This window comes from Robbsia betulipollinis (assembly GCF_026624755.1).
Taxonomy (GTDB): Bacteria; Pseudomonadota; Gammaproteobacteria; order Burkholderiales; family Burkholderiaceae; genus Robbsia; species Robbsia betulipollinis.
In genome coordinates, this window is record NZ_JAPMXC010000001.1 from 1,078,983 (window position 1) to 1,100,988 (window position 22,006).

The following is a 22,006-nucleotide window of genomic DNA, read 5'->3' on the forward strand; positions in this document are numbered from 1 at the left end:
AGACCCATTGCCGGGTGATCGGACCGGGCGGTCCGGCGCGTCCCTGCAGGCATGGGGCATCGCTTCGATATCGAGGGATTCGCCATGGTGGCTGGCGCCAGGTTCAGCGAACCCGACAGCCTGACTGATAACCGGTACATATCGGAAAAACAAACTGATGGAATCGAACCCGATCAATCTTCCAGAGGTCGTGGCGGAAGTGACGGCCGTCTTCGCGCGCTATGAAGACGCCCTGGTCAACAACAAGATCGATGTCCTGGATGAACTCTTCTGGGCCAGTCCGCACACGCTGCGCTACGGGGTGGGCGAGGTCCTCTACGGTGCCGAGGACATCGCGGCGTTTCGGCAGGGGCGCCCGTCGACGAATCTTGCCCGTACGGTGCTGCGCACCGTGATCACCACGTTCGGCCGCGATTGTGCCACGGCGAATATCGAGTACCGCCGCGCGGGCACGCTGGCGATCGGACGCCAGAGCCAAACCTGGGTGCGCATGCCGGAAGGCTGGCGCGTCGTCGCGGCCCATGTCAGCAATATGACCTTGTGAGCGGACCGACAGTGGCGGGGATGTGCGCCCCCCCCGTCGTGGGCGGCGCGACTGGCCCTGTCGTGGCGATTCGTCCCTTCGCGCATGACGGCGCTTTCCGCGGGCCCGGGGGCGGGCCATACCGCTTATCTCGATAACCCTTTTGTGCTATGTATCGGTTACACCGTTCAATAGGACCCCTGCCATGCATGCTCCCACCGAAACCCGCCCGCCGTTGCCCCCTTTCACGCACGAGTCCGCGACGCGCAAGGTGCGTCTGGCGGAAGACGGCTGGAACACCCGCGATGCGGCGAAGGTGGCGCTTGCGTACTCGCTGGACACCCGGTGGCGCAACCGCGCGGAATTCGTGCGGGACCGCGACGAGGCCCAGGCATTCCTCGAGCGCAAATGGCGCAAGGAACTGGATTATCGGTTGATCAAGGAATTGTGGGCATTCACCGCAAACCGCATCGCCGTGCGCTATGCGTACGAGTGGCGCGACGATTCCGGCAACTGGTTTCGTTCCTATGGCAACGAGAACTGGGAGTTCGACGCGGTCGGCTTGATGACGCGGCGCTTCTCCTCCATCAACGACCTGCCGATCGGCGAGGCGGACCGCAAGTTTCACTGGCCGCTGGGGCGCCGTCCGGACGACCATCCCGGTCTGTCCGATCTGGATTTGTGAGGGAGTTGGTGCGCCGGGATTCCTGCCGGATGTTCAGCCCGACGTTCAGCGGCGCCCGAGCTTCGCGAAGCGCGCGATCACGCGCTCCCGTTTGAGCCGCGACAGCCGCACCGTTTGTTGCGCGTCAACATCAGCCCGACGCGCGGCAGCCGATTCATGCGGCAACGCCTACCGGCACTGCGGTCTTGTTTTGACATCGTCGAACCGATCCACGACCTTTTGCAATCGAAATTGATGAATTAATTCTAGCGTACAAAACTCTGCTTTTTGTTTTCCCGTGAATTTCGCCGGAATTGTCAAAGTTTTTTTAAAACCCTCCGATTCAATAAAAACCGGATTCTTCAAAGTTCATCCGAACCCCGCTATGATGTGCCTGTTTTGATTGCGGCACGGCAATTGTTTCGATCGAATCGGTTTTTACAAACAAAAATAAATGTTCGAGGGGTTTTCAGTGAAAAAAATAGGAAAGGCGCGGCCACTTTGGCTTGCTACGGTCACTGCTTTTGCATTATCGGGATGTGCGAACCCCAGCGGATTCCAGCAGACGCGCGACGGGCGAACGGACCCGGAATCGAATGTTTTCGAGAGCACCTTTGCAAATCCGGACCCTTGCGCGAACAGCAACCGGAATATCGGCATCGCAGTGGGCGCCGGGCTGGGTGCGGTGTTGGGCGCGGTGATTGCCAACAAGAACAAGGTCGCGGCCGCGACGATCGCTGGTGCCGCCGGCGGTTTGGCCGGAGGCCTCATCGGACACTCGGTGGATAGCCGGCGCTGCGCCTTGTCGAAGATCGCCGCCAGGCATGACCTCACCTATACAGCGAGCGCGCTCGAATCGCGCGCGCAGGAAACAGGCAAGACCGAGCAGGTCGGCAGTTCCTTCACGATCGTCGATACCGCGCAACACACCCAATTCCTCACGGGATCGGCGGTGTTGACTGCGGAGGCGGCGGGCTATTTCGCTGAAATTGCCGAACAGTACCGCACTTCCAGCCGCGTGGCCGAGGCATCGAGCGCGGCCGATAAAGCCGCTGCGGCCGGAACGAAGATTCTTCTCATCGGCCATACGGATGACACAGGCAGCTCGGAGTTAAACGCGGATTTGTCCGAGCGTCGCGCCCGAGCGGTCGCGCGTTTATTCGCGAGCCACGGAATTGCACCGGAGAATGTGTTCTACCAGGGGGCCGGCGAGACGTTGCCGATCGCCGACAACCATACGGAGCAGGGTCGCTCGGCCAATCGCCGGGTCGAGATCGTCGATCTCGCTGGCGCCAGAACCGACATCCTCCAGAGTTACGCAAACAGTCGCACGCCAAAATATCAATACTACCGGGCAGTGACGGCACATGCCGAGCAGGTCGCTACAGGCGGCGCCGAGCGCGCGACATCCGGCAGGTCGGCCGGCAGGGCGGCACATGGCGCGGCGACGGATCCGTCAATCACGCGCGCCGGATCCCCGCGCGTTTCGGCGAACATCGCGACGGCGGCGAATGCCCTACCCGCAACCGCCGCCGCGTCCGTGCGGTCCCCGTCTGCCAACGGCATCGATTTTGGCTGGCGGGAAGTGCCTTCGGCGACGCTCGGCCTTCAGTTCGCCGCTCTCCCGCCCTCGTCCCCGGCGTTCTCGTTCCTTTCCTCGGCGGTTGCCGACGAGGCGCCGGTGGCGAAGAGCTGCATAAATGATCGGGCGCGCGTTTCACGGGCACTGAAATCCGTGGTCGACGACCGTGCGGTGCCCGTGCGGGATCATTTGCCGAATCTGTACGGCAGCAGCTGGGGCACGACGCTGAATGGGCAGTATCTCGCGCTCAAGGACGTCTCGGTTCTGCGCAACGGCACGACGGCCGGCGCGAGGCCGACACTGCTGGTATGGAAAAACGACGACCTGCGCGCCGGCCCGAGCGGTACGCCGCAACTGACGCTGTCACCCGAGGTCAATGCCTACGCGGTCAGGGAGGGCGTTTTGTACCGCGTCTTCGTGAACGATCGCGGCGTTTTCGACTGCGCGGACATTCTCTTCTCCAACGGCAAAGCAATTTCGGGCGAGCTCGTGCGCCGCAGGAACGATCAGTATTTCACGGTGAACTACGTGCCGGTCATCGCGCGCACTTGATAAGAAGGAGTAGGGAACATGATGGATTTCATTCAAGCCAACCTTGGGCCAGCTATCTGGTGCGTCGTTGTCGTATTACTTGCAATCGGCGCATTTTCCTTCCGTTCGACGCTTGCGTTCTGGCTGAACCACTGGAATTACACGTTCCCGGTTCTCGGAAAGACGGCGCGTCTTTCACGCCATGGCATCCATGGTAAAGATGGCTGGACCGATTCCGAGCGCACGCTGTGCGGCGATTACAACAAGTTCATCTCCTATCTTTCGAAAACCGAATTCAGCAAGCGCAACGATTACCTCGGGAAGTCGGACGATGGCGGACGCTCGCCCACGCCGTTGTGGCTCCTCACGCTTCTGAGCGTGCTGGTGATCGCGGAAGGTCTGGGGTTTTCCTATCTATTGGGCAGCTGGATGGCCCGAGATGGCAGCGCCAACACGCACACGTTGTTGATGCTGGCAATCGTGTTCGTGCTATGCGTGATCATGGTGTTCCTGACGCACGTCGCGGGCCATCAGCTTTATCGCTCCAACCTCGTCGCGCGATGCAGGAAGCAATGGAAGCAGGATAAGGCACAGGAGCGGTTTTCCAGCCGCAAGGTCAAGCTCGATGACGATCAATCCGTTGATGACAGCGAACCCGATTATACGCAGGTCGCAAATCGCGTCGGGACCAGTCACAGCTATTTCATGGTCGTCCTGACTGTCGCGGTGATCATCGTCATCGCGGGAACGTCGACGTGGATGCGCTGGAGCAATCTCAACGCGGAACAGACGCGGGAGACGATGGGCATGCAGCAGGGCGCCGACGCCGGCAATCCGTTCTCGACGGCGAATTCGATGCCGGCCGAGCTTGTCGCCAGCCAGAAAGCCGCCGACGACCGTGCGAAGGAAGAGGCGTCGTCGTCAACCCGGAGCGAAGGCGCGGCGGCGTTCATCACGCTGGCGGTGATTTTCGTGGTGACGCAGATCGTAGGCATTTTCGGCGGCTTCGCGTGGGGTTTCGGCGGCCGGGAAAGTTTCGCTGCATGGAAAACCACGAAAGGCTTCAAGACATTCGAGGACTACAACACTTACTACGCGCCGTTTCGGGCGATCGCACAGTCGCAACTCGAGAATCTCCAGAAACAGATGGCCGAGAACGCGGATATCTCAGGCAAGACGTTTTCGAAGACCTTCAGGGATTACGTCCTTGCGCATCGCGCCTTCACGGATCTGGAAAGCGCTCCGGTTCGCGCGTCCGCCGTGGCAACAGCGCCGGCGACCGATCGGCCGGCGCCGCGGGGACCGGCGGGACAGGCCGTGGCGGGACACGCCGCTGTCGACGCTCTCGCGCCGGATGCACACCCGCAGATAGCCCCGGGACCGGCCGCAACTGTCGGCGACGCGTCGGCGACTGCGCGCATCGACGCAGTCGTCGCGAGGATCGAAGCCGAGCCCGACGTGGCGCGCAAGAAAGCGCTGATGTACGGGCTCGACGCCTCGGTGCGTGCCGAAGTGTTCGCGGCGATCAAGCTTCGCAAGGAACGCGCGCAACAGGCGCGGCTCACGCTCGAGTCCGAACTCGATGATCTTTTCAAGGCCTGACGCGACAAACATGAGCAGATACCTCAGCATCGCAACAGCGGCAGTCTGCCTGAGCGCGATAGCCGCGTCGGCATATGCCGGCGTCACGAACGATATTCCGAGTTGCTACGCTGCCAACCACATCGAGCCGATGGCCGGGGGCGCCGCTCACGAGCTTTTCATCGCCATCGATCAGACGACGGTATTCGACGAGAAGCTGCGGGCACAAATCATGGAGATGGCAGGCAAGGCCATTCGACCTGCGGGGGCCTACACGCTTTTCGATTTCTCGGCCTTCTCGCAAGGGCATTACACGGAGGTCGTGACGCGCGGGGTGATCGAGTCGCAAATGCCGGAAAAAGTGCGCAACGATATCAGCGAGCGTGCCTTGCGCAGCTTTGACGCGTGCATGACCGGGCAAGCGGCATTCGCAAGAAAGGTGTTGCTTTCGGATGTCACGCATGTCGAATCAATGGCGACGAACGATCTGGCGAAGTCGGACATCCTGGCGGCCTTAAAGGATATCAGCGACAAAGTCCGGGCATCGCCTGCCTCCGACAAGGTTGTGCTGCTGGCGTCGGACATGCTCGAGAACAGTTCTGTTTCGAGCTTTTACGCCCATGACGCCGTTCGCCGAATCGACCCGCGCGTGGAAATCAAGAAGGCGAGCGCCGCGGGGATGATTGGTGATTTCGGCGGAGCGCGGGTTTATGTGATTGGCGCGGGTTTGCTGGCTGGGGATGCAAAGGTCAGGAACGTCTACCGTGATCCGCAGACGATAAACGCCTTGAAGCAGTTCTGGACGCTTTACTTCGAGCGGTCGAACGCGTCGATCGGGGAATTCGGCACGCCCGCGCTGCTGGGCACGGTGGGATATTGAGAAACAAGGCGGCGAGAAACGAGTCGGACCGCCCGTTTCACTGGCCGCTGGGGCGCCGTCCCGACGACCATCCCGGTCTGTCCGATCTGGACTTGTGAGGGGGCCCGGCGGCCAGGGCTCTCTGCTCGAAGTGCCGCCGACGTTCAGCCGCGTCTGAGCTTCGCGAAGCGCGCGAGCACGCGCTCCCGTTTGAGCCGCGACAGCCGGTCGATCCAGAAAATACCGTCCAGTTGATCGATTTCATGCTGGTGGCAGACCGCGCGCAAGCCTTCCGCTTCCTCCACCTGCTCCCGGCCGTCGAGGTCGTCGTAGCGCACGCGTACCGCGGCGGCCCGCGTGATTCGCTCGATCACGCCGGGCATCGAGACGCTGCCTTCGTCGTGCTGGACGGTCTCGCTCGACGACCAGACGATGCACGGATTGACGTAGACCTGCGAGGCCGGCGCCTCCGGTAGTTCGAGCACGACGAGACGCTGCGGCACGCCGATATGCGGGCCGGTGATGCCGATGCCGTCGGCGGCGTGCAGCGTATCGAGCAGGTCCGCCGCCAGGGCGGCGAGGGCGGCGTCGAAGACCGTGACGGCATGGGCCGGGACGCGCAGACGCGGGTCCGGGAAGGCGACGATGGAACGGGTGGTCAAATCGAACTCCGGTAGCGCGGAACAAGGGGTAGCGAACGGTCCCCGGGCACGGGTGCGCGCATTATAACGAGACGCGCGAAGGTGTTGCGATCTCGCCTCAGCGTTAACCTGATAGGGAAAACGAGGGTTAATTTATACCGATACGGGTCGATATACTGGAAACAATTACCTGACACCGAAACGGTAGCCCATCATGAGCCTCTCTGTTCTGATTGCCGATCACTCCGCCTCCGCCCGCGAAAGCCTGATTTCCGCGATGCCGGATCACTGGGACGTTACGCTGGCCGAAGCCAGCACGGGTAACGAAGCGCTGGCCGCCTGCAGCCAGGGGCACGCCGCGGTGATGTTCCTGGATCTGATGCTGCCGGGCATGACGGGGCTGGAATTGATGGACGCGCTGCAACGCGTCAATGCCGCCACCACCGTCATCATCGTGTCCGACGAAGCGCCCGCGGGCATGCGCGGTCAGATCCGCGCGAGCGGCGCGGTGGCCTTCGTCGAAAAGCCGGTACGGCGGGAAGCGTTGGAATCGGTGCTCATGGCCTGCGGTCTGTATGCCGGCGCGGACGAGAGCGAGGACGCCCTGGCCTTCGCCTAGGCAATTCGAGGGTAAGGTTTCGGCGTTCGATCCGCCGAACGATTTACACTGGCCATTCCGACAACCATCGAGATGGCCGATGTTGAAGATTCTGGGTAGGGATTCGTCGATCAATGTGCGCAAGGTGCTGTGGACCTGCGCCGAACTCGGGCGCGATTTCGCGCATGAAAGCTGGGGCACCGGCGCGCTGACGCTCGATAGCCCGACCTTTCTCGCGCTCAATCCCAACGGACTGGTGCCGGTGCTGCAGGATGACGATTTCGTGCTCTGGGAGTCGAACACGATCATCCGGTATCTGGCTTCGCGCGAGGGCGCCGAGGCGCTGTATCCCACTCCGCCGCGCGAGCGCGCCAGGGTCGACCAGTGGCTCGACTGGCAGGCGACCGATCTAAATCGCGCATGGTCCTATGCCTTCATGGCCCTCGTGCGGCATTCTCCCGCGCATGACGACCGGGACGCCGTCGCCCGGTCCCTCGCGGACTGGGCGAAACACATGCGCATCATCGAGCGGCAACTCGATAAAAGCGGGGCATTCATCGCGGGCGAGACCTTCTCGCTGGCGGATATCGCGATCGCGCTGTCGGTGAACCGCTGGTTCTGCACGCCGCAGGAGCACGCGTCGCTGCCCGCGCTGCTGGCGTACTTCGACCGGCTTGCCGCACGTCCGGGCTTCTCCGCGTATTGCACGCCGGCGACGCCCTAGCCGGCGTCGCGTCTGGACCGGCGCGTTCCCGTGACAGGTACGTGCGCTTCGGGCTGCGGTTCACACGTCAGGCCAGCGGCGCGAAGCGCAGTCCGACGCCCAGCCGGTTCCAGGCGTTGATCGATGCGATGGCAGTCGTCAACATGACGATCTCGGCCTGCGTGAATGATTCGGACAATGCTTCATGGACATCGTCGGCCCCGCCGGCACCCGTGAGGTCGTCCAGGCATTCGGCCCAGGCCAGCGCGCGCATTTCCCTCCGCGAAAACACGCCGGCATCCCGCCACGCGGCAAGCAGGTCGAGCTTCGCCTGCGGTACGCCCAGCTTGCGCGCTACGCCCAGATGAAACTGAATGCAAAACGCACAACCATTGCGTTGCGAGACGCGCAGCTTGACGATTTCGGTGAGGGTTTTGTCCAGCCCGCTGGCATCCACGGCCTGCCCGAGCGCAAGCAGGGCGGCGTGAACCTGCGGTGCCAGCGCGGCGAACTCGGGGTAGTCGACCCGTGCATGGTTTTCCGACATGAAACGTGTCCGGTTATCCTGCTATTATCAGAGTACGAACATATTATCAGAGCTTTGACATCGTGAGCAAAACAAGCGCTGCCATCACGCCGCCTGCCGCAGGGGAGGGCAAACGCGGCACGGAAGGGCATTTGGGCTATCTGTTGCGCCAGGCGGGTAACGCGCACCGCGCCCATGTCGAACAAGCGCTGGCCGACCTGCAGGTGACGCTTCCGCAGTTCGCCGTGCTGACGATGCTGCACGCCTATCCAGGTCATTCGAACGCGGATCTGGCGCGGCTGGCGCTACTCACGCCGCAGACGCTGAGTGTCATCGTGGCGAATCTGGAGAAAAACGGCATGGTGTCCCGCCATGCGCATGCGGTTCACGGGCGTATTCAGCAACTGAGCCTGACCCGGGAAGGGGGTGAACTGCTGGCGCGGGCGAAAGTGCGGGTGTCTGCGGTAGAGCAGACGTTGACGGCAGATCTGTCCCACGATGAGGAACAGGCGATACGACGCTGGCTGGTCAGGGTCGCGACTTTAAGGAGCTTGAAACCGGGGCACCGGGACGGTTCCGCCTGACTGGCGCCAGACGGGCGCCGCGGTTCCGACATCCTGTCACGGGGCCGCATGCGGTCTGTCCCGGCTCCTCTGCCGGGGTAGGCCATCGGAAATTCGATCAGAACAACGCAGCGATGGCGAGTACCACGCCGAGCAGCGACACCAGCCAGACCATCGAACGGATATACGGAATGCCCGCGGCATACAGCGGCACATAGATCACGCGCGCGATGAGGTACAGCCAGGCGCCGATATGCGTGAGGCTGCCCTCGCGGCCGGCGATATGGGCGGTGAGGATCGCGGCGATGAACAGCGGCAGGGTTTCATACAGATTGCTTTTCGCCCGCATCATGCGGCCGGTAAGCACGCCCACGGGCGGGCCGGGTTCGTCCCGCGGCCCCGCGTTGTAGGCGGTGCCGGTCTCCCGGTTGCGCAGCATCGAGGGCAGAAAGATCTGCACGATGGCGAGGATCAGCGTCCAGGCGAGGAGTTTCAGTTCGATGGTCATGACGGTCCGTTCGATGGGGCTGGAGTGGGAAGCCGGGTCAGGCGGCGGGAGGGTAGGCGAACCATCCTACTACAGGGCCGTGCCCGAACGCCGGGCGCGGCGACGCCAGCCGAACGCTCGCGCGGGTTCAGGAGGTGAGCGCGCACATGATGGCGGGTAGCCGCAGGTCGTGGTGCGCCGGGTCGGCCGCCGACATCATCCGGTAATCCACCGCGACGCCGGCGCGGCGCAATGCATCGACATACGCGGTTTGCACGGCCGCCGAGACCACCGCGTCGTCGGGGTCGGTGAGGACGACGATGCCGCGGGGCGCATGCGCGGCGACGTCGGCGACCAGATCCAGCGGGTCGACGAAGTCGGCATAGCCGGTGACGTCGGTCCGGGCGTTTTCCTCGTTCATTCTTCTGCGCACCGCCAGCACGCCCGAGGCCATCACCGCGCGCCGCACGTCCCTGCGGCGGCTCAGGAGCGCCGCCACCAGATGCGCGCCGCCGGAAAACCCGCAAAGATCGATGCGGTCCCACGAGAACGCGAGCTTGAGTTGATCGATGGCCGCATCCACGAGCGCGATCTCCCGAGGGCGCCGGCGCTGGGTGTGGTCCCCGGACGAGCCGTAGACCCCCGGCCGCGCGAGATGCACGAAAAGACGGCCGGTGGCGATCGCGTATTGCTCGGCTTCCCGTTGCAGGGAAGCGGGCGAGCGCTGCGCATAGTCGTCGTCGGCCAGCAGCGTCGCATCGAAGCGGCTGCCTCCCAGCATGTCGCCATCGAGGAAAATCACCGGCGGCAGCGTCGATTGCCGGTCGAACCGGCCATAGAAGCGCAGGTGGTCGGCGCTGCCGTCGATCTCGACCGTCACGCAGCCGGGAGGCACGCCCGCGTGCGGGGCGCAGGGCGCCCCGCGCAGCAGGAGGTCGGCGTCGAAGGCCGGTTCCGCGCGCAGGGCATGCAGCGTGGCGAAGGAGGTCATGGCGGCGTCCGGTGGGGTCTGTGCGGTGATCCAGCGTGGATTCAGGGGAATCCTCGCGCGTGACAACGGGCGGCATGTGTCGACTATACTTCCGAAGCGCGCGATCCGTGACGACGGAGATCATCCATGCGATGGGAGAATCGATCCTGCAAACCTGTCCCTTACGCCTGCTGCCGGGCGACGATTTGCGCGGCGCCCTCGAAGCGATGGCGCGGGTGCGCGGTTGGCGCGCGGCGTTCGTCATCCAGGGCATCGGCAGTCTGAGCGTCGCGCAATTGCGTTTCGCCGGCGTCGATGCGCCGGCCACGCTGCGCGGCGACCTGGAAATCCTCACGCTCGCCGGTTCGCTTGCGCCCGATGGCGCACATCTGCACATGAGCGTGGCGGATGCGCGCGGGCAGGTCTCGGGAGGACATGTGTCGCCCGGCTGCGCGGTGCGCACGACTGCCGAACTGGTGGTGCTGGTGCTTCCGGAGTACGCGTTTTCGCGCGAGCGCGATGCGCGAACGGGGTTTCCGGAGTTGATGATCCGGGCGGCCGTTGCCAAGCGGAGCGACGATCCTTGTTCCGGGTAGAACTCCGAAGGTCGAGCCGGTGGCCGGGCGCCGCCCGTCGAGCCGTCTCCGGTGTTTATTTTTCGAATTTCAGCGCGCCGTCGTACCCCGTCATTTCGAGATATCCCCTGCCGACGCTTTGTCCATTCCGGCGCACGCGAACCGCGCCCTCCCAATACACCGCCCCCGTGGATTGCCGCGAGTCGAGTTCCTGGTCGTCGAACAGCGGGTCGAGTTGCCAGGTCAGCGCGCCGGTCTTCACCGTCTGCGCGACCGGATAGCGGGCCGCCGTGCGCGGTGACGACCACTCGCGCAGCGGCGTGAACGTTACCGCATCCGGTCCGAACGCGGTGATCCGTCCGTCGCGTCCACGTAGCGCCGCGTGGGCCCAGACCGCGTGACCGTCGCGCGCCCGCACCTTGAAGGCCATCAGCGCGGAGCCGTCGTCGAGGTTGGCGCCCAGCCAGTCCCAGCCGGTGGCGTCGGTACTGAGGACCGTGCTCGACCATTCGTGATCGAGCCAGGCGAGGCCGGTGACGGGCGTCTGGCGGATCGCGCCGCCGTGCTGTCCGGGTGCGAGTGCCCCGGTGCCTTTCCCATCCGCCGCCGTCGCGCTGTCGGTATTCGCGCCGCCCGCGCCCCCCGTGCCCCCGCCGACGTCGACGTCGACGCCGATCGCACCGCTCACCCGCAGTTGCGGTTCGCTGTAGTAATAACTGGCCTGCGATGCCAGCGGGCCCTTGCGCGAATACCCGGCGTCGCCCTGCAGCAGCGGCGCCTGGGTGGGCGTCAAGGTCAGATTCAGCGTGAAACCCGCACCCTGGACCGTTGCCGTATAGTGGCCGTCGGCCGCACGGACGAGATGCCAGTCGTCCAGCTTGACATCGGTACCGGCCTCCCTGGCGTAGGCCAGGTCGAACCCCTGGCGCGCGATGCGCTGGTCGTGCAGCAGATGTCCCAGGCCCGGGTCGCTCAATGCCGCATGCGCGATGATCAGCTGCGTTGGCGCGAATGCGCTGGGGTTGGCGGGATCGGTACCCGTCGCCGAGCGAAAAAAGGTGATCTGGAAGCCGAGCGGGCGGCCGTCCGGCCGCACCAGCCAGCCGGTCGCGTACCACCACTCGGTACGGAACGCGGGATGCGCGCCGCCGTCGCGCGGGAAGACGATCGGCCGGCCGGGGACCACGGTGGCGAAAGCGGGGACATGGGAAGACGCGGCGGCGTTCACCGGGGCGGCATCCACGGGTGCGGCGGCACCGGCCGTGGCGATGGCTCCCGGCAACATGGTGAAACAGGCCGCGCACCAGAGCGCGCGCAAGGCCGCGCACGTGCCGGCCAGACCGCCGCTGATCGAAGCACGCAAAGGCGCGATCATCACCAATCCTCCTTGACCGCCCGGATCGCATCGACCGACAGGGCCTTGCGTCCGGCGACGACGGCCGTGACGCACGACGCCGCCAGCATGGTCGCGGCAACGATGCCCAGCACCGTCCACGGCATGTGCAGCGACATCGTCCAGTGGAACGACTGCGGGTTGACGACGTCGATCAGGATCAGGCTGATCGCGAAGCCGAGCACCGCGCCAAGGCCGATGCCCAGCGCGGTCAGCATGCCGCCCTCGGCGGCGAGAATGCCCAGCACCTGACGGCGCGTGAGCCCGATATGCCGCAGCATGCCGAATTCACGTGCCCGCGCGAGGGTCTGCGCGGAAAACGTGGCGGCCACGCCGAACAGACCGATGATGATGGCCACGGCTTCGAGCAGATAGGTCACGGCGAAACTGCGGTCGAAGATCGTCAGGGTCTTGGCCCGGATCTCGCCCGGCTGGGCGAAGCTCAGCGCCGTGCCGAAAGGGAGGCGGCGCAGCGCCGCGATCACCGGACCGACGTCCGCGCCCGGCGCGGTGGTGATCGCGGCATCGGTCACGGTGTCGTCGTGCGTCAGGCGGCGGTAGTCGGCGCGCCGCAACGCGATCGCGCCGCTCTGGCGCACGTAGTCGCGCCAGATGCCGGCCACGACGAAGCGCGGTTTGTCGAGGTGGTCCGCGCCGCCGGAGCGCGTGTCCGGCGGCGGCGCGAGCGGCAGGTTCAGCGTCTGTCCGACATGGTAGCCATACAGATCGACCATCGCCTCGGACACCCAGATGGGGATGTCGCCCGGATGCCAGGCGCCGGGCGGCAGTGCGGACGACGTGAGCTGCAGGCTGGCGCCGGGGTCGCGCGCGTCGATATCGCGCGCCAGCAGCGCGACGGCGGGGCGGGCGGGGTCGAGCGTCAGGCTTGCGGTTCGCATGAAATCGACGTGTCGCACGCCGGGCGTGGTCGCGATGCGTTGCTGGTCGCCGGGACCGGCGCCGGCGGTGTCGCCGTTCGGCGCCATGCGGACGTAGAGATCGGCGGACAGCAGATGCGTCAACCAGCCATCGACCGATTCGCGAAAGCTGGCGACCATCACCGCCATCGCCACGATCAGTGCGAAGCTCGACAGGACGCCGCCCATCGCGATCGCGGCCTGGCCCGGGGCGTTGGCCAGCCGCGCGAGGGCCAGCGTCGCGACCGTGGCATCGCGCGTGTGCGCGCGCCGGCGCAGCAGCGCGCCGAAGACCAGCGCCGTCACCCGCGGCATCAGCGCGATCCCGCCGATGAGCAGCAAGGCGACGGCCAGATAACCGAGAATCGGCACTTCGAACAGCGGCGGAAGTTGCGTCAGCACCGCCGCGGCGACGAAGCAGCCGAGCGCCGGCCAGGGCGCGGCGAGCGGCGCCAGCGCGTTTTCCTCGCTGCCGGCCTTGAGCGCGGCCGCGGCGCGGGCGCGCGCGGCTTCCGCCGCGGGCACCAGACTGCCGGCGACGGCGACGCCCACACCCAGCGCGAAGAAGATCGCGCCGGGGAGCGCCGAGAAATGAATCTGCGGCCGCACGCCGGGGAAGTAGCCGCCGCCGAGGTCGCTGCCGAACAGCCGCAACGCGGCGGTCGCGAGCGCGTAGCCCACGGCGAGCCCGAGCGCGGCGCCGACGACGCCCAGCAATGCGCCTTCGCGCAGGACCTGACGCAGCAACTGCCCGCGCGTCCAGCCCAGCACACGCAGCAGCGCGAACTGCGCGCGGCGCCGCACGACGCTTGCCGCCTGGGTCGAAAAGACCAGGAAAGCACCCGTGAACAGCGCCACCAGCGCCAGCACGTTCATATTGATACGGTAGGCACGCGACAGCCGGTCGGTGCGGCTGTCGATGTCGCGCGGTTCGGAGACTACCCAGGCGGGCCCGAGGCGCGTCTGGAGCGTGCGCCGGAACGCCTCGCGGTCCACGCCGCGGGCGAGCTTCAGATCGACTCGCGAGAGTCGTCCCACCAGGCCGAAACGCCATTGCGCGGCGGCGATGTCCATGACGCCGAGGCGCTGTCCGGGACGCGTGCGGACCAGGCCGCCCGCCACCCGGAACGAACGGTCCGCCGTGCCGCTGCGCAGGCGGATCGCCTGGCCGGGCGCCGCGTCCAGCCACTGTTGCGCGGCGGCGGAGAGGAAGACCGCATCGTCGGCGAGCGTGTCGAAGGGACGCCCCGCTGCCGGCACGCCGATCAGTTCCGGGGTGAGTCCGGCGGCGCGGAACACGTCCAGTCCGAGCAGCTTGAGCGGCGCGTCGCGCGCGGGCACCGTGGCATCGAGTTCGAGGACCGGGCTTGCGAGCACGACCCCGGCGAGCGTGGCGAGTTGCGGATAGACGCGTTCGTCGAAGGTCGCCTGGGTGCCGCGCACTTCCAGATCGGCCTGGCCGGACAGGCTGCGTGCCGCCGCGGAAAACTCGGCGAATGCCGCGCCGTTGATCAGCTGCACGGCATAGCCGAGCGCCACGCCCAGCGCGATCGTGGCGATCGCCACGCCCACCCGGCCGGGATGGCTGCGCCACTCGGCGCCCAGCAGCCAGCGCGCGAGGGTGCGCATGCCGGCGGCCGTGGCGCCGCGCGCGCCGGCCGCGCTTGGGTCGTCACGCATGGTCGTGACCGGGAAGGCGCGTATCGGGGCTGCTGCCTGGCTCGTGCGCGTCGCGCCCGTCGTCACCCGCGCGCGCGTCGTGCAGACCGCCGGCGCGCAGGATCAGCACCCGGTCCGCGCTGGCCGCCGCCTGCGTGGAATGGGTGACCATGATGGCGGCGGCGCCGGTTGCCTTGATTTCCGCGCGCAGCAGCGCGAGCACCTCGTGCGCGGTGTCCGGATCGAGGTTGCCGGTGGGTTCGTCGGCGAGGATCAGGCGGGGACGGTGCGCCAGCGCGCGGGCGATGGCCACGCGCTGCAGTTCGCCGCCCGACAACTGGCGGGGGAAGTCCCCGCCGCGGCCGCGCAGGCCGACGGCGTCGAGCATTTCTGTTGCGCGTGCGCGCGGCAGACCGTTGAGCAACAGCGGCACGGCGACGTTCTGCGCGAGCGTGAGATGCGGCAGCACGTGAAAGGCCTGGAACACGAAACCGAGTTTGCCGCGTCGCAGCCGCGTGGCCGCATCGTCGTCGAGTTGCGTCATGGGCATGCCGTCGATGCGCACCTCGCCGCTGTCGGCGGTGTCCAGGCCCGCGATCAGATTGAGCAGCGTCGATTTGCCGACCCCGGAGTCGCCCATCACGGCCACGAACTCCCCGGAGGCGAGCGTGAAGTCCAGGTGGTCGAGGACGACCCGGCCGCTGCCGTAGGTCTTGCTCAGGCCGCGGCATTCGAGCGCGGGCGCGGCGCGGGTGGGGCCGCCAAGGGCTGAAGCGGCCGGGGCGGCGCGGGGACCGGAGACGGCGGCGCGGTTGTCGAGAGTCATGCCGCTAGCATAACGTCGATGGCGCATCCGCGCGTGCCGTCCGGCGCAAGGGCCGCGACGCAGGGCTCCGACGCAGGGCCCCGACGCAGGGCCCCGACGCAGGGCCTTGACACAGGGGCCTGCGCCGGCGCGTTGCGCGCTTGCCTCGATCGCGCCGATCCCTATCCGCACTGTACGCGACACCGGCGAGGTACTAGAATGCGGCTGGCCGCGAATGCGCGGCTGAAGGTCGGACAGGTCGGACAGGTCGGACATTTTCGAGGAATGCGCGTGGTCAGAGCAGTACGATGGGGCGTTCGGGCGATGGCCGCCATGGGCCTTGGCCTCGGTCTGACGCCGTCGCCGGCGCACGCGGCGCACATCGCCGGCGGCGCGGCGCCGGGCGCGCTGGCGTTGCGGCAGACCTTTGTCGACGAGGTGCCGCGGCGCCTGAAGGTACCCGCCGTCACGCAGGCCGCCTATGCGGATGTACTGGAACAGGCGCTGACGGCCGGCAAGGCGGGGGCGCTGTCCAACGAGTATGTCGTCCTGGTCGACCGCAATACGTTCGTCGAGGCCCTCTTCATCTATTTCCGCGCCCGGTCCGGGGACACCTGGCGCCTCATCGGCGCCGCGCCGGTCTCCACCGGCCGCCCGGGCAGCTACGATCATTTCGTCACGCCGACGGGCGTTTTCGTGCATACGCCCGCCAACATGGATTACCGTGCCGAAGGCACGCTCAACGAAAACCACATTCGCGGCTACGGCCAGCACGGCATGCGCATCTACGACTTCGGCTGGCAGCAAGGCGAGCGCGGCTGGGGCAAGGGCGGTGTCTCGCAGATGCGGCTGCAGATGCACGCGACGGACCCGGACGTACTCGAGCCCCTGCTCGGCATGCGGCATTCGAAAGGGTGCGTGCGCATCCCCGGCGCGTTGAACCAGTTCCTCGACCGGCACGGAGTGCTCGATGCCGATTACGACGCGCAATTGCGGGGCGGCCGGTCGATGTGGGTGCTCAAGCCGGAGCGGCAACCCACGCCCTGGGCGGGCCGCTATATGGTGGTCGTCGACACCCGCCAGCATGTGCGGCCGTACTGGTCGCCCCTGCCGGACAGCCGGGCCCGGGCGCGGATGCCCGCGCATGCGGACACCGCCGACTGAATGTGCGCGGCGGCGTGCGGGCGGCGGCCCCGGCCGCCGTCAGGCGAGCGCGTCGCTTTCGGCCGCTGCCGGCGCGCTCTCGGCCGGTGCCGGCGCGAAAGCGGCGATACCGTTCTCCAGCAGGCCGAGCGCCTGATCCGCCGATACCGGCCGCTGAAAGAAGTAGCCCTGCATCAGATCGCACCCCAGGCTGCGCAGAATGCCGAGCTGGGCCTGCGTTTCCACGCCCTCGACCACGCAGGCGACGTTCAGGTTGACGCACAGATTCGCGATGCTTCGCACGATCGCACGTCCATGTTGGCCGGCTTCGATGTTCGTGACGAAACTGCGATCGATCTTGATCTTGTCCAGCGGCAACTGGTGTACCCGGCTCAGGCTGGAAAAGCCGGTGCCGAAATCGTCGAGCGAAATCTGCACGCCCAGGGCCTTGAGCGCGTACAAGGCCTCGCGCGCCTGGTCGAAATCGTTGATGATCGCCGTCTCGGTGACCTCGAAATCGATACGATGCGGCGCGACGCCACTCGTCTGCGTGATGCCGATGATGCGCGCGAGTGCGCCCTTCGACGTGATGTCGAGCGTCGAAAGGTTGAAGGCGATGCGGATGTCCGGCGGGCACGCGCGGGCGAAGGCGAGCGCCTTGCGCAGCAGCACCTCGGTCAGCAGATTGATCAGCCCGCAGCGCTCGGCGATGTCGATGAAGGTTGCCGGATCGACCATGCCGAGCGTGGGGTTATGCCAGCGCGCCAGGGCCTCGAACGCGACGATGCGGCGTTGGGTGGTGTCGACGATCGGCTGAAAGGCGAGGGACATTTCGCTGTCCAGATCCGCCTGACGCAGTTCCTGTTCGACCAGCGCCACCTTGCGCAACTGCGTGGCATGCTCTGCGGAAAACACGACGGTGCCGCCGCGCCGATGCTGCTTGGCGAAATAGAGCGCGTAGTCGGCGCGTTCGAGCAGCTGCTCGGCATGGGAGCCGGCGTCGGGATAGATCGCCAGCCCCAGCGAACCCGACAGACGCACCGTTGCCTTCGGACGGATATAGGGCAATGCCAGCGAATGGCAGATGGCCTCGGCGAGCTGGAGCAAGCCCTCGCGGTCCCGCGCGCACGGGATGATCATGCCGAATTCGTCTCCGCCCAGGCGCGCGAAGGCGACGTCGGGACGCGCCAGGCCGGTGAGCCGCTTGCCGGTTTCGGTGAGGACCGCATCGCCCACGCCGTGGCCGTAGAGGTCGTTGATCTGTTTGAAACCGTCGAGGTCGAGCACGCCGACGGCGAAGCTGTGGCCGCTGAGCGCGCTGCTCGCGAGCAGCGTCTCGATGTCGGCGAAGAAACGCCGCCGGTTCGGCAGCAGCGTCAGGCTGTCGAGATTGGCGAGCTTGAAGTTCTCGTCGCTCAGGCGCTGCATTTCGTCGCGCTTGTCGACCAGGGATTTCTTCGATTCGATGAGGCTGTTGAAATCGCGGTAGTAGATCAGCAGGATCGTCACCATCGCGAGCGAGACCAGCAACACGTTGACGGCGATCGCGATCAGCACCGGGTTGCCGCTCATCGCGAAAAAGGCCGTGAACGGCACGATGACGAGTGCCGTCAGCAGCAGCGCGGCGGCGCGCAGATGCATCAGGCAAAAGATGCAGCCGATGACGGTGAAGGCCATGTAGAAGGCGACATGACCCCGTACGTACGCGTCTCCATAAGGAAAGAGCGACAGGCTCCAGATCGTGAAGCCCGAGCCTATGAAAAACGTCATGAAAATCGAAGCGCGCAGACGCTGCGTGATTTCGGGATCGGTGAGACGTCTTTGACGCCGGCGCCAGGAGATGATGCGTACCATACACAGCGCGCACAGCAGGCAGGGCAGGTAGACTGCCAGCAGGCGCGGCGCGACGTGCCGGTGGGTAAAGGCCAGCGACGCCGTGTTCACGCTCAGGATGAAGTAGAGCAGGGGAATCTGCCGCGAGAACGCTTCGAACTGCGAGCGCGCGAGCTCGGCGCTGCGTGGCGCGAAAAAGGACCGGACGGAAAGACGAGAGCGCATGACGCGGATCGGGCGACCGATTATCAGATTATGGGAAAGCACGGTAATGCACCCTTGTAACGGCAGGATCGCGAGAATCTTGATGCCACCGTGGCGGCACCTAGGGTATCCCCGACGTTACGCGGCGTTGCGTGGCGGCGTAATTTCCGCGTCCGGTGAGCGGACGCGACGTGTGCGCGGGGCAGCGTCATGAGCCGGCGTCGTGTCTGGGCACTCGCCGGCGCATGCGCCCTTCTGTTGGCGGGCGTGCAATACCTGTTCGCGGAAACCCTCGCCGCGGCGGCCTGGGCGACGCCGCGCTACAGCTATGCGCGCAATTACATCAGCGATCTGGGCGTGACCGGCTGCGGCATGCTGTTCCACGGCCGGTTGATCTGTTCGCCCCGGCATGCATGGATGAACGGTGCGTTCAGCGTCGAGGGAATGCTGTTCTTGCTGGGCGGCCTGTGCCTCGCGCGGGTCGTGCCGCGGCCCTGGCGGACCGTCGCGCCGATGCTTGGCCTGGTGCATGGGGCCGGAATGCTGCTGGTCGGCACGTTCAACGGCTCGCAGGCGGCCCTGGGGGACGGGACGCTGCGTTATCACGCGGCGGGGGCGGCGGCCGCCATCGCCGCGGGGAACATCGCGGCCATCGCCGCGGGATGGGTGGCATGGCGCATGGGCGCGCGCCCCTGGATGGCTGCCGTCAGCGCGGCGCTGGGCGGCTTCGGTCTGATCAGTGCCGGGCTTCTGCTGGGCGCGGCCGACGTCGTACCGGCCGGTATGGCCGAGCGCGGCGCCGTCTATACGATCATGACGTGGGAGATCCTGCTCGGCATCGCCGTCATCCGCGCCGCGCCGGGAAAGGCGGGCGGCATGGACGGAATCAGACGGGACTCGGCAGCGCGCTAACCACGCGCAGGCACAGCCCCTCGTAGGCGTCGAGGTTGATGACGAGTTCGCCGCTGTCGGTGAGGTCGCCTTCGTCGGTCTCGTGGATCATGTCGACGACCGGGCCCGGCGCGACGTCCGGCAGGTGGATGGCTTCCTGGATCGGCGTCGCGCCGAAGTTCAGCGCCGTGATCTGCGTCCCGCGCCCGGCCGGCAGTTCATGCACCATGATCAGCAGCCCCGGCGCGATCACATCCGGAATCGGCAATTGCCGGCTGCTGGCGATGCCATAGGCCTGACGTACCGCAAGCAGATGTTTGAGCTTGCTCGCGAACGAATCCGGACGTTCGAGCTGGCTCGGCAGGCTGCCGTAGAGACAGACGGCCTTGGGCAGGCCTTCGCCCGATTCGGTGGCTTCGGGATTGCGGCCGGCGAGGTCGTAGGCGCCGCGCTGGATCCAGCGCGTGTCGCCGTCCGCCATCATGGTCTCGACCGTATGCGCGGGCAGCGGCAGCGCGCCCACCAGATCCCAGCCGGAGAGCGCGAACACGCCGGGTTGCAGCGCGTTGAACATCGCCAGCAGCAGGTGCAGTTGCTGGATGTGCTCGATATCGGCGTCCGACATCGCATCGAGTTCGCGGATGCCCAGCGCGGCGGCGATCACGCTGGCGGTGGTGCAGGCCACGCCGTTCGTCACGAAGCGCAGATTGTAGGGCGCGTGCTCGCCGCTCAGCTTCTCGTACATCACTTCGCGGATATGCTCGCGCAGGATGCCGCCCGGCCAGGTCTGGCCCTGGTAGGTGAAGGACGTGGTGGCGTGCAGCGTCCAGAAGTGCACCAGCTCCAGCGTCAGTTCGTCGTGGTTCTGCAAGGCATGGATCAGCGATGCCGGATCGATGCCGAACTGATGCACCGTGCGCAGCATCAGCCGCAGGAACTCGGTGTTGCCGGTGAGCAGCGCGTGGTGATACGCGGGGCGCGAGATGAAGTCATACGACAGGTCCGCGCCGCCTTTGGACATCGCCGCGATGTCGTCCACGGTAAGATTCAGTTCCTGGAAGCTGAAGCCGCCGGCCTTGCGGATCGCGCCCGCGAGCAACTGATTGCCGACGATCGACAAGGGATGGCCCTCGGACCAGGCCTTGTCGTGCGCGCGCCGCTCGACGCCGAGAAACCCGTTCGCGTCGAGCCGCAGGCCGCGCGCGCCCATCACGTCCAGCGAATGCAGCGCGTCGCCGATGATCAGCTGCTGTGCCGCGAACGAGGGGTCGAGCCAGTTCAGCGACGGTTGTCCGTCCTTGAAATAGTGCAGATAGACCCAGCGCCGCGTCTTGCCGTCGACGCCGTCGACCGGGGCCGTCGCGCTCCAGTCGGTCTCCTTGATGCCCGGCTCGAAGAAAATGACCCGCTGCAACTGGCCGACGATGTAGCACTTTTCCTTGAGCGCGTCGACGGTCTCGGGCGACAGGTTGACGGCGTCCCGCCCCTCGGGCACCTCCGGCAGCAGGCCCCAGTCCTCGGGCTTGATTTCCACCATGTGATAGAGGCCCGGGTAGTCGCCGTACGCCATCTCGGCGAGCCGGAAATCGGCGCCCTTGCCGGTATGCGCCGGCACCACGTCGTCGATGACGATCGCGTTGTGCGCCGCTGCGGCGCGGCCGATCTTGACGAACTCTTCCTCGGTGCCGAAGCGGGCGTCGATCGAGAAGTTGATGCGGTCGAAGTTGCCATCCACCGACGGCGTCACCGTTCTGCCGGTGATGCCGCCGGCCTGCTTGGTCGGACCGGTATGGATCGCCTGGATGCCGATCGAGGACAGCGCGTGCCATAGATGCGCATCGCCGAGGGTTTTGAGGACCGACTCGCCGGGGGCGGTGATCACGGAACCCGGATAGGCCGTGAACCAGACCGACGACATCGCCGACGCCACGCGCGGGCGGGTTTCCGCGTAGGGGTGCATCCACAGCCGGGCCTGGCCGCCATAGGCCTTGGCGCGCGTGCGCGCCTGCTGAAGCATGGAGCGGTCGAGCAGCCAGTTGATATAGTCTTCGTCGGGAAACACTGTGGATCTCGTGAGGGGAGCGGAAAGAATGGCGCCTGTCTTGTAAATCGCCGCGTGCGGCGCGGCGCGGGGCCCGAGCGCGCGGGGCAGGCGCTGCGAGGAGCCGGGGGAACGCAAGCTTTGTGCCGACAACGTTCCCGCGTCTCGTCGCGGTGCGTGGGTCATCGGGGACGAGGTATCCGACCGCGGTCGCCGCCCCTTCTTTCCGTGCCTTCTATTCTCGCGAGACATGACGCGGGCCCGGGCGAGCGTTACACTGGGGCATTGAAGTTCCAACCCCTGCGCCTCGTGTCCTG

Annotated in this window: 20 protein-coding genes and 1 pseudogene; 12 read left to right on the forward strand and 9 right to left on the reverse strand. The window is 66.3% G+C overall.

Annotation, left to right across the window (positions count from 1 at the left end):
* Positions 1-157: 157 nt before the first annotated feature.
* The 6 genes and pseudogenes from hpxZ to OVY01_RS04705 all read left to right on the forward strand — a co-directional run.
* Entirely contained in the window at positions 158-544 is a 387-nt protein-coding gene (hpxZ, locus tag OVY01_RS04680; protein ID WP_267846011.1) for an oxalurate catabolism protein HpxZ, read from the forward strand.
* A gap of 184 nt (positions 545-728) precedes the next feature.
* A complete protein-coding gene (locus tag OVY01_RS04685) occupies positions 729-1,208 on the forward strand; it encodes a nuclear transport factor 2 family protein (RefSeq protein WP_267846013.1) in 480 nt (159 codons plus the stop codon).
* Between the two features lie 433 nt (positions 1,209-1,641).
* Positions 1,642-3,321 carry an OmpA family protein gene (locus OVY01_RS04690; RefSeq protein ID WP_267846015.1) on the forward strand — a complete coding sequence of 560 codons (1,680 nt, stop codon included), beginning with the start codon at positions 1,642-1,644 and terminating at the stop codon, positions 3,319-3,321.
* A gap of 18 nt (positions 3,322-3,339) precedes the next feature.
* Positions 3,340-4,902, forward strand: coding sequence for a hypothetical protein (locus tag OVY01_RS04695; protein ID WP_267846016.1), 1,563 nt, complete (start codon positions 3,340-3,342; stop codon positions 4,900-4,902).
* A 10-nt stretch (positions 4,903-4,912) separates the two neighbouring features.
* Positions 4,913-5,761: a hypothetical protein gene (locus OVY01_RS04700; RefSeq protein WP_267846017.1), complete on the forward strand. Its 849-nt coding sequence runs from the start codon at positions 4,913-4,915 to the stop codon at positions 5,759-5,761.
* 20 nt (positions 5,762-5,781) lie between these two features.
* A pseudogene (locus OVY01_RS04705) lies at positions 5,782-5,859 on the forward strand (DUF1348 domain-containing protein); the annotation flags it as partial.
* Positions 5,860-5,904: 45 nt separating this feature from the next.
* Here the strand turns inward: OVY01_RS04705 and OVY01_RS04710 are convergent.
* Positions 5,905-6,402: a peptide deformylase gene (locus OVY01_RS04710; RefSeq protein WP_267846020.1), complete on the reverse strand. Its 498-nt coding sequence runs from the start codon at positions 6,400-6,402 to the stop codon at positions 5,905-5,907.
* A gap of 193 nt (positions 6,403-6,595) precedes the next feature.
* Between OVY01_RS04710 and OVY01_RS04715 the strand changes: the two genes are divergently transcribed.
* Together OVY01_RS04715 and OVY01_RS04720 are read left to right on the forward strand one after the other, a co-directional pair.
* The gene (locus tag OVY01_RS04715) at positions 6,596-7,000 is read left to right on the forward strand and encodes a response regulator (protein ID WP_267846022.1); all 405 of its coding nucleotides are present in this window, start codon (positions 6,596-6,598) and stop codon (positions 6,998-7,000) included.
* 79 nt (positions 7,001-7,079) lie between these two features.
* Complete coding sequence (locus tag OVY01_RS04720) at positions 7,080-7,703, forward strand: glutathione S-transferase family protein (protein ID WP_267846024.1); 624 nt, start codon at positions 7,080-7,082, stop codon at positions 7,701-7,703.
* Between the two features lie 67 nt (positions 7,704-7,770).
* On the opposite strand, the gene OVY01_RS04725 is transcribed toward OVY01_RS04720, so the two are convergent.
* Positions 7,771-8,229: a carboxymuconolactone decarboxylase family protein gene (locus OVY01_RS04725; protein ID WP_267846026.1), complete on the reverse strand. Its 459-nt coding sequence runs from the start codon at positions 8,227-8,229 to the stop codon at positions 7,771-7,773.
* 62 nt (positions 8,230-8,291) lie between these two features.
* On the opposite strand from OVY01_RS04725, the gene OVY01_RS04730 reads away from it, so the two are divergent.
* On the forward strand, positions 8,292-8,792 hold the full coding sequence (locus OVY01_RS04730; protein WP_267846027.1) for a MarR family winged helix-turn-helix transcriptional regulator: 501 nt from the start codon (positions 8,292-8,294) through the stop codon (positions 8,790-8,792).
* 97 nt (positions 8,793-8,889) lie between these two features.
* Here the strand turns inward: OVY01_RS04730 and OVY01_RS04735 are convergent, their stop codons facing one another.
* Together OVY01_RS04735 and OVY01_RS04740 are read right to left on the reverse strand one after the other, a co-directional pair.
* On the reverse strand, positions 8,890-9,279 hold the full coding sequence (locus OVY01_RS04735; protein WP_267846031.1) for an MAPEG family protein: 390 nt from the start codon (positions 9,277-9,279) through the stop codon (positions 8,890-8,892).
* Between the two features lie 127 nt (positions 9,280-9,406).
* Entirely contained in the window at positions 9,407-10,249 is an 843-nt protein-coding gene (locus OVY01_RS04740) for an alpha/beta hydrolase (protein WP_267846032.1), read from the reverse strand.
* A gap of 146 nt (positions 10,250-10,395) precedes the next feature.
* Between OVY01_RS04740 and OVY01_RS04745 the strand changes: the two genes are divergently transcribed.
* Entirely contained in the window at positions 10,396-10,824 is a 429-nt protein-coding gene (locus OVY01_RS04745) for a PPC domain-containing DNA-binding protein (protein WP_267847668.1), read from the forward strand.
* A gap of 55 nt (positions 10,825-10,879) precedes the next feature.
* On the opposite strand, the gene OVY01_RS04750 is transcribed toward OVY01_RS04745, so the two are convergent.
* From OVY01_RS04750 to OVY01_RS04760, 3 genes are read right to left on the reverse strand one after another with little or no spacing between them, the layout of a single operon-like run.
* Complete coding sequence (locus tag OVY01_RS04750; RefSeq protein ID WP_267846034.1) at positions 10,880-12,178, reverse strand: lipocalin-like domain-containing protein; 1,299 nt, start codon at positions 12,176-12,178, stop codon at positions 10,880-10,882.
* Positions 12,178-14,793 carry an FtsX-like permease family protein gene (locus OVY01_RS04755; protein ID WP_267846035.1) on the reverse strand — a complete coding sequence of 872 codons (2,616 nt, stop codon included), beginning with the start codon at positions 14,791-14,793 and terminating at the stop codon, positions 12,178-12,180. The genes OVY01_RS04750 and OVY01_RS04755 overlap by 1 nt, the downstream gene beginning before the upstream one ends.
* Positions 14,786-15,598 carry an ABC transporter ATP-binding protein gene (locus OVY01_RS04760; protein WP_267846036.1) on the reverse strand — a complete coding sequence of 271 codons (813 nt, stop codon included), beginning with the start codon at positions 15,596-15,598 and terminating at the stop codon, positions 14,786-14,788. Before OVY01_RS04760 ends, OVY01_RS04755 begins: the two co-directional genes overlap by 8 nt.
* Positions 15,599-15,910: 312 nt before the next feature.
* On the opposite strand from OVY01_RS04760, the gene OVY01_RS04765 reads away from it, so the two are divergent.
* Positions 15,911-16,741, forward strand: coding sequence for a L,D-transpeptidase (locus tag OVY01_RS04765; protein WP_432422220.1), 831 nt, complete (start codon positions 15,911-15,913; stop codon positions 16,739-16,741).
* A gap of 39 nt (positions 16,742-16,780) precedes the next feature.
* On the opposite strand, the gene OVY01_RS04770 is transcribed toward OVY01_RS04765, so the two are convergent.
* The gene (locus OVY01_RS04770) at positions 16,781-18,778 is read right to left on the reverse strand and encodes a putative bifunctional diguanylate cyclase/phosphodiesterase (protein WP_267846040.1); all 1,998 of its coding nucleotides are present in this window, start codon (positions 18,776-18,778) and stop codon (positions 16,781-16,783) included.
* Between the two features lie 189 nt (positions 18,779-18,967).
* On the opposite strand from OVY01_RS04770, the gene OVY01_RS04775 reads away from it, so the two are divergent.
* A complete protein-coding gene (locus OVY01_RS04775; protein WP_267846042.1) occupies positions 18,968-19,669 on the forward strand; it encodes a DUF998 domain-containing protein in 702 nt (233 codons plus the stop codon).
* On the opposite strand, the gene treS is transcribed toward OVY01_RS04775, so the two are convergent.
* A complete protein-coding gene (gene treS, locus OVY01_RS04780; RefSeq protein WP_267846045.1) occupies positions 19,644-21,710 on the reverse strand; it encodes a maltose alpha-D-glucosyltransferase in 2,067 nt (688 codons plus the stop codon). The two genes, OVY01_RS04775 and treS, sit on opposite strands and share 26 nt — an antisense overlap.
* Positions 21,711-22,006 lie beyond the last annotated feature (296 nt).

Coding starts and splice junctions, on each gene's coding strand:
- OVY01_RS04715 (WP_267846022.1), top strand. CDS start 6,596: ATGAGCCTCTCTGTTCTGATTGCCGATCACTCCGCCTCCGCCCGCGAA.
- OVY01_RS04685 (WP_267846013.1), top strand. CDS start 729: ATGCATGCTCCCACCGAAACCCGCCCGCCGTTGCCCCCTTTCACGCAC.
- OVY01_RS04690 (WP_267846015.1), top strand. CDS start 1,642: ATGTTCGAGGGGTTTTCAGTGAAAAAAATAGGAAAGGCGCGGCCACTT.
- OVY01_RS04765 (WP_432422220.1), top strand. CDS start 15,911: ATGGGCCTTGGCCTCGGTCTGACGCCGTCGCCGGCGCACGCGGCGCAC.
- OVY01_RS04755 (WP_267846035.1), bottom strand. CDS start 14,793: ATGCGTGACGACCCAAGCGCGGCCGGCGCGCGCGGCGCCACGGCCGCC.
- OVY01_RS04725 (WP_267846026.1), bottom strand. CDS start 8,229: ATGTCGGAAAACCATGCACGGGTCGACTACCCCGAGTTCGCCGCGCTG.
- OVY01_RS04735 (WP_267846031.1), bottom strand. CDS start 9,279: ATGACCATCGAACTGAAACTCCTCGCCTGGACGCTGATCCTCGCCATC.
- hpxZ (WP_267846011.1), top strand. CDS start 158: ATGGAATCGAACCCGATCAATCTTCCAGAGGTCGTGGCGGAAGTGACG.
- OVY01_RS04775 (WP_267846042.1), top strand. CDS start 18,968: ATGAGCCGGCGTCGTGTCTGGGCACTCGCCGGCGCATGCGCCCTTCTG.
- OVY01_RS04740 (WP_267846032.1), bottom strand. CDS start 10,249: ATGACCTCCTTCGCCACGCTGCATGCCCTGCGCGCGGAACCGGCCTTC.
- OVY01_RS04695 (WP_267846016.1), top strand. CDS start 3,340: ATGATGGATTTCATTCAAGCCAACCTTGGGCCAGCTATCTGGTGCGTC.
- OVY01_RS04700 (WP_267846017.1), top strand. CDS start 4,913: ATGAGCAGATACCTCAGCATCGCAACAGCGGCAGTCTGCCTGAGCGCG.
- OVY01_RS04750 (WP_267846034.1), bottom strand. CDS start 12,178: ATGATCGCGCCTTTGCGTGCTTCGATCAGCGGCGGTCTGGCCGGCACG.
- OVY01_RS04720 (WP_267846024.1), top strand. CDS start 7,080: ATGTTGAAGATTCTGGGTAGGGATTCGTCGATCAATGTGCGCAAGGTG.
- OVY01_RS04760 (WP_267846036.1), bottom strand. CDS start 15,598: ATGACTCTCGACAACCGCGCCGCCGTCTCCGGTCCCCGCGCCGCCCCG.
- OVY01_RS04770 (WP_267846040.1), bottom strand. CDS start 18,778: ATGCGCTCTCGTCTTTCCGTCCGGTCCTTTTTCGCGCCACGCAGCGCC.